We start from the raw sequence: 12,444 nt of genomic DNA on the forward strand, positions 1-12,444 counted from the left end.
GAAAAGGTGGGAGGGGGCTTGCTCCCTCCCACAGGGTTCAGAGCCCGACAATGAGATCGCGGTAGTCACCGACTGCTGCAAATTCAGCCGTGTCCTTTGGCCCCTTTTTGCTGTCCGGCTCTTTCACCGCCAGCAAATGCCCCACGCCAAACGCCTGGGCACTGCGCAGGATCGGCAGGGTGTCATCGATAAACAGGCTGCGAGCCGGATCGAACTGGATGTCAGCCTGCAAGGCATCCCAGAACTGCGGGTTTTCCTTGGCGAAGCCGTAGTCGTGGGAGCTGATCAGTCGCTCGAAATACGGCGCCAGTTCAATGCGCTCCAATTTCAACGACAGCGAATCACGATGGGCGTTGGTGATCAGGATCACGCGCTTGCCGGCCTGTTTGATCGCCGCCAGGAAGATGTCGGCATCCGCGCGCAGGGCGATCAGGTGGGCGGTTTCCAGCTTGAGCTCGCGCACCGGGATGTTCAGTTCCGCACTCCAGAAATCCAGGCAATACCATTGCAACTGTCCGGCGTTACGCTCGAACAGAGGCTGCAACTCCATCTCGGCCATGGCCCGGCTCACCCCGTGCAGTTCGGCGTAACGCTGGGGCAGGTGTTCCATCCAGAAATGGTTGTCGTAATGCAGGTCGAGCAGGGTGCCGTCCATGTCCAGCAGGACGGTGTCGATGGCGTGCCAGGGCAAAGAGGGCATGGTGCGGTCTCATGTAAGTAAAGATATCCGACACAGACAATCGGAAAAGCCACGGTATAGTAACCCGATCACGCCAAGGAGCCGCTTATGCGCCAGAAACCCACCGTCCTCGCCCGCGAAATAGTCGCCAGTAGCCGTTTGTTCCGCGTGGAGGAAGTGCAATTGCGCTTTTCCAATGGCGTTGAACGGACCTACGAGCGCCTGGTGGGCCGCGGTGCCGGCTACGGCGCAGTGATGATCGTGGCGATGATCGACGAAGATCATGCGTTGCTGGTTGAAGAGTACTGCGGCGGTACCGATGAGTATGAGCTGTCCTTGCCCAAGGGCCTGATCGAACCCGGCGAAGACGTGCTGGCGGCGGCAGACCGGGAACTCAAGGAAGAAGCCGGCTACGGCGCACGGCAGTTGGAACACATTACCGAGCTGTCGTTGTCCCCTGGCTACATGAGCCAGAAAATCCAGGTGGTGCTCGCCACCCAACTCTATGAAGAACGCCTGGAAGGCGATGAGCCCGAGCCGATGCGTGTGGACAGGGTCAACCTGCGCGAGCTGTCGCAGCTTGCGCAAAACGAGCAATTCAGCGAAGGCCGCGCCCTGGCGGCGTTGTACCTGGTACGAGATTTGTTGATTCAGCGTGGAGCGTTTACCCCATGAGCGAACTGTTTTTAGGCCACCCGTTTATCGCCCCTGTGATCGAACTGGCCCGCCAGGCGGGTGAAGTGATCCTGCCGTACTGGCGCGCCGATGTGGCGGTGACCTCCAAGGCCGATGATTCGCCGGTGACGGCGGCCGACCTGGCCGCCCACCATCTGATTCTTGCGGGCCTTACCGCATTGGACCCGAGCATCCCGGTGCTGTCCGAAGAAGACGCTGACATCGACCAGAGCGTACGTGCCGGCTGGCAGCGCTGGTGGCTGGTGGACCCGCTGGATGGCACCAAGGAATTTATCGCCGGCAGCGAAGAATTCACCGTCAATATTGCCCTGGTCGAACAGGGGCGCGTGGTGTTCGGCGTGGTGTCCATGCCCACCAGTGGCCGTTGCTACTTCGGTGGTGCCGGCCTGGGGGCGTGGCGTTCCGACGTGAACGAAGCGCCCAGGCAGATCCAGGTGCGCGAGGCCCCGGCAGTGGGTGAGGCGTTCACCGTGGTCGCCAGCCGCCGGCATACCAGCCCCGAGCAAGAGCGCCTGCTGGACGGTTTGAGCGAAGGGTTGGGGGAGTTGAAGCTGGCGAATATCGGCAGCTCGTTGAAATTCTGCCTGTTGGCCGAGGGCAGTGCCGATTGCTACCCGCGGCTGGCGCCGACTTCGCAGTGGGATACGGCGGCGGCCCAGGGTGTATTGGAAGGGGCGGGCGGCGAGGTGCTGGAGTTGAGTGGCGAGCCGTTCAGCTATCCGGCGCGGGCGTCGTTGCTGAATCCGTTTTTCCTGGCGTTGCCGGCGAAGGCGGCGTGGCGTGAGCGGTTGCTGACCTTGGCCCGCTCTTAATACCTCAGCCGATCTGAATGTGGGAGGGAGCAAGCCCCCTCCCACATTTTTTTTGTGTATTGGCTTCTAGCGGTGCAAGACGTATTGGCCGGTAAACGTAACGGCCCGCTCTTCACTGCCCTCATTCACGATCCAGGTGTCCAACGCCAGCCGCGCCCGGCCATAGCGCCTGTAGGTCGCCAAAAAACGCTTCCACACCTTCTCCTCCGGTGCCGCGCAAATGGCGGTCGCGTCGTGCGTCACCGGCAGCGGATAACTGATCTGCCCTTCCTGAATCACGATATGCCCGTCTTCAATCCCTTCCTCGCGCAGTTGCAGGTGCATCCAGCCCCAACCCGCCAGCACCGCGCCGCAGTAGAGGCTGCCGCCGAACATGGTGCTCTTGTGGTTGATATTGGCGTGCAGGGGCAGATGCAGTCGCAGTTGCCCGTCTTGCCAGTCGAGTACCTTGAGGCCCATTTCGCGGGTCAGGGGGATGTCGTGGTGGAGGATGGATTCCAGGTAACGGCTGTCGCGGCTCATGGCGGCCTCTTGGTGGGTGGGCAGGGTCATTCGTCGTCAGTGCTTGGGTTGGCGAAGTTCAGGCCGTGCTTGCGCAGTTTGTCGTGCAGGGTCTTGCGCGGTACGCCGAGGGCTTCTGCGAGGCTGCGCATGGAGCTGTGGGGGCGGGTCAGTTCGGCGGCGATCAGGCTTTTTTCGAACTGCTCGACCTGTTCGCTCAAGCCGCCCGGCGTGGAAGTCAGCACGCTGCTGGCGGGGTTGTCCGGGGTGCTGTCCAGCGCCAACTCCAGGCCCAAGGCGAAGCGCTCGGCGGCGTTCTGCAATTCGCGCACATTGCCCGGCCAGCTATGACGCAACAGCAGGGCACGCTGGCCCGGTTGCAGCTCATGCAACGGCAGGCCATGGCGGCTGCTGGCTTCGTCGGCGAAGTGCTGGAACAGCATCAACGCATCTTCACCGCGCTCGCGCAGTGGCGGAATACGCAACGGCGCGACGTTGAGGCGATAGTACAAGTCGGCGCGGAAGCGGCCCTGGTCGGCGGCCAGGCGCAGGTCTTCCTTGGTGGCGGCGATGATGCGGATATCCAGCGGGATCAGCTGATTGCCGCCGAGGCGCTCCACCACACGCTCCTGTAACAGACGCAGCAGCTTGACCTGCACGTCCAGGCTCATGCTTTCGATTTCATCGAGGAACAAGGTGCCGCCGTTGGCGAATTCGAATTTGCCGATGCGCCGCTTCTGCGCGCCGGTAAAGGCGCCGGGCTCATGGCCGAACAGTTCGCTCTCCACCACCGACTCGGCCAACGCCCCGGCGTTGATCGCCACAAACGGCCCGCTGCGCCGGCTCGACAGGTCGTGCAGCGCGCGGGCCACCACTTCCTTGCCGGCGCCGGTTTCGCCGAGGATCAGCACATCTGCGCGGGTTGCGGCCAGGGCGCCGATCTGCTCGCGCAGGCGCAGCATCTGTGGCGAGTGCCCCACCAGGCGGGTGCTCAGTTGTTGGCGGTCGCTCAGGGCCAGGCGCAGGCTGCGGTTGTCGAGCACCAGCCGGCGCAGGGCCAGGGCGCGGCGCACGCTGTCGAGCAGGGCGTCGCTGGCGAAGGGTTTCTCGAGGAAGTCATAGGCTCCCGCGCGCATGGCCTGCACCGCCAGCGGCACGTCGCCGTGGCCGGTGATCAGCAGCACCGGCAGGTCCGGATCCTGGCCGTGCAGCTCGGCCAGCAGCTCCAGGCCGTCCATGCCGGGCATGCGGATGTCGCTGACCACCACGCCCGGCCAATCCCGCGACAGGCGCGCGGTGAGGCCGGTGGCTTCGCCCAGGGGCAGGACGTTCAGCCCGGCCAGGTCCAGGGTCTGGCACAGGGCCTGACGCAAGTGCGGATCATCGTCGATCAACACCACCTGAATCTGGTTATCGATACTCATACACTGCGGTCCTCGGACGGTTGCAGACTGACGCCCGGCGAGCCGGCACGCAATTTCAGGGTTAACAGCGCGCCACCTTCCTTGTGGTTGGCAAACAGCAGTTCGCCGCCAAAGGCACGCATCAGGGTGTCACAGATCGCCAGGCCCAGGCCCAAGCCCTGGGTGCGGGTCTTGGTGGTGTAGAACGGTTCGCTGGCGCGGCCCAGGGCTTCCATGCAAAAGCCCGGGCCGTTGTCGCGAATGTACAGGTTGACGCCCTGGGCGGTGGTTTCGGCACTCAGCCACAGTTTGCGCGGCGGGCCTTTTTCGGTAAGGGCGTCGAGGGCGTTGGCCAGCAGGTTTCCCAGCACCTGGCGCAGGCGGGTTTCGCCGGCCTGCACCCATAGGGTCGCTTCCGGCAAATCGCGGATCAGTTCCACTTCCATCGAGCGCCGCCGCTTGGCCAGGAGCGCCAGGGCATCGTCGAGGGCGGGTTGCAGGGCCACGCTCTCCGGCGCGTGCCGGTCGCGCCGGGCGAAGGCGCGCAGGTGGGCGATGATCGAGGCCATGCGCCCGGTCAGTTCGCTGATCAGCTTGAGATTGCCCCGGGCATCGCTGGTGCGCTCGTGGTCGAGCAGGATCTCGGCGTTTTCCGCATAGCTGCGGATCGCCGCCAGGGGTTGGTTGAGTTCGTGGCTGATACTCGCCGACATGGTGCCCAGCGCTGACAGCTTGCCCGCCTGCACCAGGTCATCCTGGGCGCGCACCAGTTCCTGCTGGGCGTGTTCGCGCTCCAGCACTTCCTGTTTGAGGCGCCGGTTGAGGCCTTCCAGATCGCTGGTACGTTCGACCACGCGCATCTCCAGCTCGCGGCGGGCCTTGGCTTCGAAGGCGATGCGTTCCAGGTAGTGGCGACGGCGCTGCATCAACAGGCCCAGCAGCAGCATCAACACCAGCAACGTGGCGCCGCCCACGGCGACCACCGTGCGCACCGGGCGGCTGATCAAGGATTGCGGTGCCAGGATTTCCACATTCCAGCCGGTCTCGGCAATGGCGGTGGATTGGCGCAGCCATGCGCTGCTGCTCAGGCTCAAGGGTTGCGGGTCGCGCGTGGGGTAGGGCTGGATGGCGATGATGGCCTGGCGTTCTTCGGCGGTCAGCGGCCGGGTGGCACGGAAGCGCCATTGCGGGCGCGACGTGAGGATCACCACGCCGTTGTGGTCGGTGACCAGCAGTTGTTCCGGGGTATTGCCCCACAGGCTTTCGGTGTGGTCCAGGTCGACCTTGACCACCAGTACGCCGATGATCGTGTCGCCATCGCGCACCGCGGCGGCGAAGAAATAGCCGCGCTTGGCCGAGGTGGTGCCCAGCCCGAAAAACCGTCCCAGGCGCCCGGCCATGGCTTCGCTGAAATAGGGCCGGAACGAGAAGTTGCGCCCGACGAAACTGTCCTGCTTGTCCCAATTGGACGCGGCGAGGGTCTTGCCGGTGGTGTCCATCAGATACATCACTTCCACCCCGGCCTGGGCGGCGACGTCCTTGAGCAGCATGTTGGCGTTGACCAGGTTGGTACTGACCTGCGGCGCGGCCAGCGCCGTGCGCAAGGCCGGCAAGTCGCCGAGGATCTGCGGCAGCACTTCATAGCGATGCAGGGTGCCCAGCAGGTTGGCGACGTACAGATCGAGGGTCTGGCGGTTTTGCCCGGCCAGTTCGCTGCGATAGTAACGCTCGGCCAAGTGCTCCAGCGGCCACAGCAACGGTGCCAGGCACAGGGCCAATAGGGCGAGGCTGCGCCAGCGGGGTCTTCGCGGAAGGGGTGGAGTCATGGGAGTCGTGCGCCTGTGGGTACAGGCGCATTATGCCTAGTGCTGCCCGGCAAGACACTCGCGCAATGCGTCTTGCCACAAGGGCTGACTGACGCGCCATTGCAGGCGCAGGTGGCTGCAATCGAGGCGTGAGTTCAGCGGGCGCCGGGCGGGCGTCGGGTAGGCGCTGGACGGGATCGCCTCCAGTTCGGCACACGCGCGGCCACTGGCGCGCAGGTGCTCGCCGATCGCCTGGGCAAAGCCGAACCACGAGGTTTCACCCTCGGCGGTCAGGTGGTAGATGCCCCATTCCCCGGCCTTGCCCGCCTGCCAGCGTTCGATCAGGGCGCGCGTACTGGCGGCAATGGTCACGGCCCACGTCGGCGCGCCGATCTGGTCGGCGACGATGCGCAGGTGGGGTTTTTCTTGCAGCAGGCGCTGCATGGTCAGCAGGAAGTTCTTGCCATGGTTGGAGTAGACCCAGCTGGTGCGCAGGATCAGGTACTGGCCTCCCACTGCGGCAATCGCCTGTTCACCCGCCAGTTTGCTCTGGCCGTAGACGCCCAAGGGGTTGGGCGTGTCTGCTTCGGTGTAGGGCCCAGGCTTGCTGCCGTCGAACACGTAGTCGGTGGAGTAGTGGATCAACGGGCTGCCCAGGGCCTTGGCTTCCTCGGCGAGAATTCCGGGGGCGGTGGCGTTGATGGCGAAGGCGAGGTCCGGTTCGCTTTCGGCCTGATCCACAGCCGTGTGGGCGGCGGCGTTGATGATCAGGTCGGGGCGATGGGCGCGCACCTGCTGGCGGATGTGCTTGGCGTCGGCCAGATCGAGGTGCTCGCGGCCGAGGACAATCAGTTCGCCCAGGCCCTGGAGCTGCTGTTGCAGTGCCTGGGAGACTTGGCCATGTTGGCCGGTGATCAGGATTTTCATGGGAACAGATCGGCGTCTTTCAGACTTTTGCCGCTCTGGTCCTTGGAAGACAAGGTTGGAGGCCCCGTCAATTGCCAGTCGATATTGAGGTCCGGATCGTCCCAGCGGATGCAGCGCTCTGCAGAGGGTGTGTAGTAATCAGTCGTCTTGTAGAGGAATTCGGCGTAGTCGCTGAGCACCACAAAACCATGGGCGAACCCCGGAGGAATCCACAGTTGGCGACTGTTGTCGGTCGATAGCCGAACGCTGGCCCATTTGCCAAATGCAGGTGAGCTCTGACGTATATCCACTGCGACGTCTAACACCTCACCGGCAGTCACTCGCACCAATTTGCCCTGAGCGTGTTCCACTTGGTAATGCAGGCCGCGCAACACGCCTCTTTGTGAGCGCGAGTGGTTGTCCTGAACAAACTCTTGCTGCAGCCCGGTTGCTTGCGCAAAGTCCCGGGCATTGAAACTCTCATAGAAAAAACCGCGTTCATCGCCAAAAACCTTCGGCTCGATGATCAATACCCCGGGCAACTCAGTGGCGGATACATTCATATGGATTATCCCCTGCGAGGGTGAACAAGTATTGACCGTAGCCGGTCTTGCCAAAATATTTGGCCCGCTCCAGCAAGTATTCACGGTCAATCCAGCGGTTCTGGTAAGCAATTTCTTCCAGGCAAGCTACTTTCAGGCCCTGGCGATGCTCGATGGTCTGCACGTAGAGCGAAGCTTCCAACAGGCTGTCGTGGGTGCCTGTATCGAGCCAAGCGAATCCGCGCCCGAAACGTTCCACATGCAGGTCGCCGCGCTTGAGATAGGCGTTGTTGACGTCGGTAATCTCAAGCTCGCCACGATGTGAAGGTTTCACGGCTTTGGCGATCTCGATCACGTCGTTGTCGTAGAAATAAAGGCCGGTTACGGCATAGGGGGACTTTGGCTTCAGTGGTTTCTCTTCAATCGACAGGGCGCGACCGTCCTTGTCGAAGTCGATCACGCCAAATCGTTCTGGGTCTTTTACCCAATAACCAAATACCGTCGCGCCGGAAGGACGCCTGGCTGCAGTCCGCAACTGTTCGCCGAAATATTGGCCGTGGAAAATGTTGTCACCCAGGATCAGGCATACCGGGTCATTACCGATAAATTCTTCGCCAATGATAAATGCCTGGGCCAAGCCATCCGGCGACGGCTGCTCGGCATAGGTGAAGCGCACGCCGAACTGGCTGCCATCGCCCAGCAAGTTACGATACTGCGGCAAGTCCACTGGCGTGGAAATCACGAGGATGTCTTTGATTCCTGCCAGCATCAGCACCGAGATCGGGTAATAGATCATCGGCTTGTCATACACTGGCAGCAGCTGCTTGGACACGCCCAGGGTAATGGGGTGCAAGCGAGTGCCTGAGCCTCCTGCCAATACGATTCCCTTCATCATGCAATCAGATCCTTCATGTCGGTGTTGCCCAATCGTTCACCCTGATAACTGCCGTCCTGTACCCTGCGGCACCATTCCAGGTTGTCGAGGTACCACTGTACGGTCTTGCGCAGGCCGGTCTCGAACGTTTCTTCCGGGACCCAGCCCAGTTCGCGTTCGATCTTGCTGGCGTCGATTGCATAGCGCTGATCGTGGCCTGGTCGATCTTTGACGAACGTGATCAGGTCGGTAAATTTTTCCAAACCGGCCGGACGTTGCGGTGCCAATTCTTCCAGCAGGCCGCAGATGCCTCGTACCACGTCGATGTTTTTTTGCTCATTGTGGCCGCCGATATTGTAGGTCTCGCCGACCACACCTTCAGTTACCACTTTCAGAAGTGCGCGGGCATGGTCCTCGACGAACAGCCAGTCGCGCACCTGCAAACCATTACCATAGACCGGTAATGGCTTGCCCGCGAGCGCGTTGAGGATGACCAGCGGGATCAACTTCTCGGGGAAGTGGAAAGGGCCGTAGTTGTTCGAACAATTGGTCAGCAATACCGGCAGGCCGTAGGTGCGTTGCCAGGCACGCACCAGGTGGTCGGACGCCGCCTTGCTCGCGGAGTAAGGTGAACTGGGCGCGTAAGGCGTGGTTTCGGTGAAAAGATCGTCAACGCCGTGCAGGTCGCCGTACACCTCATCGGTGGAGATGTGATGGAAACGGAAAGCGCTCTTGGAGGGCTCCGCCAGCGTGTGCCAGTACGCGCGGGTGGCCTCCAGCAGGCTGTAGGTGCCGACGATATTGGTCTGGATAAAATCCGACGGCCCGTCAATCGAACGATCGACATGGGATTCTGCGGCCAAGTGCATGATTGCCTGTGGCTCGAAGCGCGTCAGCACGGCGCTGATGCTGGCCTGGTCAATGATATCGGCCTGTACGAACTCATAGCGGCTGTTAGACGCAATGCTGGTCAGTGATTCCAGATTGCCTGCATACGTAAGTTTGTCCAGATTGAGCACTTCGTGTTCGGTGTTTTGAATCAGATGGCGGATCAGGGCGGAGCCGATAAATCCAGCGCCGCCGGTGATGAGAATGCGCATGTCGGAGGGCCTTTTCCTTAGACGGACATTAAGCGAATGAAGCATAGCTTGAGTTGTGCGGAAGATAGGCGCAAGCGCGGTATGCGTAGGGGGGTTGCCTAACTCACCTGAACAATGGCGATATACACCCCTGAAAAAAACGAGGCCACGCCCATGCTGCTTGCTACGTTGATCCATCGCGCCAATCTACCCTGCCCGCAAGTAGGCCCCGACCAGGCAGCGCAATTGCTCGAGCAGCACTACGGCCTCACGGGCACCCTGCAATCACTGGGCAGCCAGCAAGACCTCAATTACAAAATCGACAGTGCCCGCGGTCGGTTTGTTCTGAAAATCTGCCGGGGCGACTATGCGGCGATTGAGCTGCAGGCCCAGCACGCGGCCCTCGACACCCTGCAGGCCGTGCGGGTGCCCAAGGTCATCAAGGCCCTGGACGGTGAAGAGCTGTTGAGCGTGACGGTCGATGGCCAGCCCCTGCACCTGCGGCTGCTGGACTATATCGACGGCCAGCCGTTGACCCATCTGCCGCATTTGGGGCGCGACGTGATCGCCGGCTTCGGCGACCTGTGCGGGCGCATGAGCCGCGCGCTGGCGGATTTCTCCCACCCTGGATTGGACCGTACCCTGCAATGGGACCCACGCCATGCCCGGGAACTGATCACTCATCTGTTGGCCACCCTGGAAAACCTGCCCCACCGCGCCGCGCTGGAACAGGTGGCCGAGCAGGTTGAACAGCGCATTCGTCCCCTGGCCGACCGCCTGCCCTGGCAAGCGGTGCACATGGACATCACCGATGACAACGTGGTCTGGCAGCGCGATGCGCAACGGCACTGGCAACTGCAAGGCGTCATCGATTTCGGCGACCTGGTGCACACCTGGCGGGTTGCCGACCTGTCGGTGACCTGTGCGGCCCTGTTGCACCATGCCGAGGGCGACCCGTTTGCCATCCTGCCGGCGGTCCGGGCCTGCCATGCCGTGACCCCGTTGCAACGCGAGGAATTGCAGGCGTTGTGGCCGCTGATCGTCGCCCGTGCGGCAGTGTTGGTATTAAGCAGCGAACAGCAGCAACGCCTGGATCCGGACAACACTTACCTGTTGAAAAACGCCGAACACGAGTGGGAAATTTTCCATGTGGCGACGTCGGTGCCGTTTGAACTGATGGAGGCTGCGATTCTCGGCAGTGTCGGTGAGACGCTGCCGTCGATTGCCAGCCAGGACTTCGCGCCGTTGCTACCGGGCCTGGTGGGGCGTGAGTTCGCGCTGATCGACCTGGGTGTGCTCAGCCCGCATTTCGAAGCCGGCAACTGGGAACTGCCCGGCATTGATCGGCAACTGCTGGATCAGGCGGCGGCGGTGCATGGGCTGGCGGCAAGTCGTTATGGCCAATATCGGCTGTCGCGTACCTGCCCGGACAGTGCCACCGAACCGCAGACTTTCCCCCTCCACGTAGAGCTGCATCTGCCCCATGGCACGGTGTTGGAGGCGCCTTTTGCCGGAACGCTGCATCAGGACGCCGATGGCCTTGTGAGCGTGCAAGGGGTGGAGCTGAGCGTGCGGTTGTGGGGCGTGGACACCCGGTTGAAGCACGGTTCATTGCTGGTGGAGGGGCAGGTTCTCGGTGAGGTCCATGGGCCGCTGACCGTGCAACTGTGCCGTGCCGACCTCGAACCGCCGCTGTTTTGTACACCGTCCCGGGCCTTGGCCTGGCAAGCCTTGTGCCCCTCGCCTGCGGGGTTACTGGGACTGGCCTGTGATGCCGAACCGGAACTCGACCCCCACGCCCTGCTGGCCCGGCGTGACGCCAGTTTCGCCCGCTCGCAGAAGCACTATTACGTCGACCCGCCACGCATCGAGCGCGGCTGGCGCAACCACCTGATCGATATGCAGGGCCGTTCCTACCTGGACATGCTCAATAACGTCGCCGTACTGGGTCACGGCCACCCGCGCATGGCGGCGGTGGCGGCGCGGCAATGGTCGCTGCTCAATACCAACTCGCGGTTTCACTATGCCGCCATTGCCGAGTTTTCCGAGCGCTTGCTGGCGCTGGCGCCGGCGGGCATGGATCGGGTGTTCCTGGTCAACAGCGGCACCGAGGCCAACGACCTGGCCATCCGCCTGGCCTGGGCCTACAGCGGTGGGCGCGACATGCTCAGTGTGCTGGAGGCCTATCATGGCTGGTCGGTGGCGGCGGATGCGGTGTCCACCTCGATTGCGGACAATCCCCAGGCCCTGAGCAGCCGCCCGGAGTGGGTCCACCCGGTTACCGCGCCGAACACCTATCGCGGTGAATTCCGCGGGCAGGACAGTGCGCCGGACTACGTACGAAGCGTGGAACATAACCTGGCGAAAATCGCTGCGAGCAAGCGCCAACTGGCCGGGTTTATCTGTGAACCGGTGTACGGCAACGCCGGCGGCATCTCCCTGCCGCCGGGTTACTTGCAGCAGGTGTACGGGTTGGTGCGTGCCCAAGGCGGCGTGTGCATCGCCGATGAAGTGCAGGTCGGCTACGGCCGCATGGGGCACTTTTTCTGGGGCTTCGAAGAGCAGGGCGTGGTGCCCGACATCATCACCATGGCCAAGGGCATGGGCAATGGTCAGCCACTTGGCGCGGTGATCACCCGTCGCGAGATCGCCGAGGCATTGGAGGCCGAGGGGTATTTCTTCTCATCGTCGGGGGGCAGCCCGGTAAGTTGCCGGATCGGCATGGCGGTGCTGGATGTGATGGAAGAAGAAAAACTGTGGGAAAACGCCCAGGTGGTCGGCGGGCATTTCAAGGCGCGGCTGGAAGCACTGATCGACCGTCATCCCCTGGTGGGCGCGGTTCACGGTTCCGGTTTCTATCTGGGCCTGGAGTTGGTGCGTGACCGGCAAACCCTGGAGCCCGCCACCGAAGAGACCACCCTGTTGTGTGATCGCTTGCGGGAGCTGGGGATCTTCATGCAGCCGACTGGCGATTATTTGAACATCCTCAAGATCAAGCCGCCGATGGTGACCTCCAAACGGAGCGTGGACTTCTTTGTCGACATGCTGTCGAAGGTGCTGGATGAGCAACTGTAGATAATCGATTGTTATCGGTGATTGGCTGTCATATTTTTCATTCATGCTGTTTATTCCCTTCTAAAGCCGATT

General features: G+C 62.4%; 11 protein-coding genes. 3 read left to right on the forward strand and 8 right to left on the reverse strand.

What is annotated here, in order from left to right; translation table 11 throughout:
* Nucleotides 1-37: 37 nt before the first annotated feature.
* Nucleotides 38-700, reverse strand: coding sequence for a GMP/IMP nucleotidase (yrfG, locus tag J1N02_RS14920; RefSeq protein ID WP_169899711.1), 663 nt, complete (start codon nucleotides 698-700; stop codon nucleotides 38-40).
* Between the two features lie 87 nt (nucleotides 701-787).
* Between yrfG and nudE the strand changes: the two genes are divergently transcribed.
* Nucleotides 788-1,354 carry an ADP compounds hydrolase NudE gene (gene nudE, locus J1N02_RS14925; RefSeq protein ID WP_065941117.1) on the forward strand — a complete coding sequence of 189 codons (567 nt, stop codon included), beginning with the start codon at nucleotides 788-790 and terminating at the stop codon, nucleotides 1,352-1,354.
* On the forward strand, nucleotides 1,351-2,187 hold the full coding sequence (cysQ, locus tag J1N02_RS14930) for a 3'(2'),5'-bisphosphate nucleotidase CysQ (protein ID WP_027605133.1): 837 nt from the start codon (nucleotides 1,351-1,353) through the stop codon (nucleotides 2,185-2,187). The genes nudE and cysQ overlap by 4 nt, the downstream gene beginning before the upstream one ends.
* A 66-nt stretch (nucleotides 2,188-2,253) precedes the next feature.
* Here cysQ and J1N02_RS14935 read toward each other — a convergent pair whose 3' ends face one another.
* From J1N02_RS14935 to rfbB, 7 genes are read right to left on the reverse strand one after another with little or no spacing between them, the layout of a single operon-like run.
* Nucleotides 2,254-2,709 carry a YiiD C-terminal domain-containing protein gene (locus tag J1N02_RS14935; protein ID WP_027605132.1) on the reverse strand — a complete coding sequence of 152 codons (456 nt, stop codon included), beginning with the start codon at nucleotides 2,707-2,709 and terminating at the stop codon, nucleotides 2,254-2,256.
* A 26-nt stretch (nucleotides 2,710-2,735) separates the two neighbouring features.
* On the reverse strand, nucleotides 2,736-4,112 hold the full coding sequence (locus tag J1N02_RS14940; protein ID WP_027605131.1) for a sigma-54-dependent transcriptional regulator: 1,377 nt from the start codon (nucleotides 4,110-4,112) through the stop codon (nucleotides 2,736-2,738).
* Nucleotides 4,109-5,917: a sensor histidine kinase gene (locus tag J1N02_RS14945; RefSeq protein ID WP_108573692.1), complete on the reverse strand. Its 1,809-nt coding sequence runs from the start codon at nucleotides 5,915-5,917 to the stop codon at nucleotides 4,109-4,111. The genes J1N02_RS14940 and J1N02_RS14945 overlap by 4 nt, the downstream gene beginning before the upstream one ends.
* A 36-nt stretch (nucleotides 5,918-5,953) precedes the next feature.
* The gene (rfbD, locus tag J1N02_RS14950; protein WP_108573691.1) at nucleotides 5,954-6,823 is read right to left on the reverse strand and encodes a dTDP-4-dehydrorhamnose reductase; all 870 of its coding nucleotides are present in this window, start codon (nucleotides 6,821-6,823) and stop codon (nucleotides 5,954-5,956) included.
* Entirely contained in the window at nucleotides 6,820-7,365 is a 546-nt protein-coding gene (gene rfbC / locus J1N02_RS14955; RefSeq protein WP_098480596.1) for a dTDP-4-dehydrorhamnose 3,5-epimerase, read from the reverse strand. Before rfbC ends, rfbD begins: the two co-directional genes overlap by 4 nt.
* A complete protein-coding gene (gene rfbA / locus J1N02_RS14960; protein ID WP_065925793.1) occupies nucleotides 7,346-8,239 on the reverse strand; it encodes a glucose-1-phosphate thymidylyltransferase RfbA in 894 nt (297 codons plus the stop codon). Before rfbA ends, rfbC begins: the two co-directional genes overlap by 20 nt.
* Nucleotides 8,236-9,318, reverse strand: coding sequence for a dTDP-glucose 4,6-dehydratase (rfbB, locus tag J1N02_RS14965; protein ID WP_414887327.1), 1,083 nt, complete (start codon nucleotides 9,316-9,318; stop codon nucleotides 8,236-8,238). Before rfbB ends, rfbA begins: the two co-directional genes overlap by 4 nt.
* Nucleotides 9,319-9,471: 153 nt before the next feature.
* Here rfbB and J1N02_RS14970 point away from each other — a divergent pair, with 153 nt between their 5' ends.
* Nucleotides 9,472-12,372: an aminotransferase gene (locus tag J1N02_RS14970; protein ID WP_421147451.1), complete on the forward strand. Its 2,901-nt coding sequence runs from the start codon at nucleotides 9,472-9,474 to the stop codon at nucleotides 12,370-12,372.
* The last annotated feature ends 72 nt before the right edge of the window (nucleotides 12,373-12,444 follow it).

The organism is Pseudomonas sp. NFX5 (assembly GCF_049132125.1).
Classification (GTDB): Bacteria; Pseudomonadota; Gammaproteobacteria; order Pseudomonadales; family Pseudomonadaceae; genus Aquipseudomonas; species Aquipseudomonas marginalis.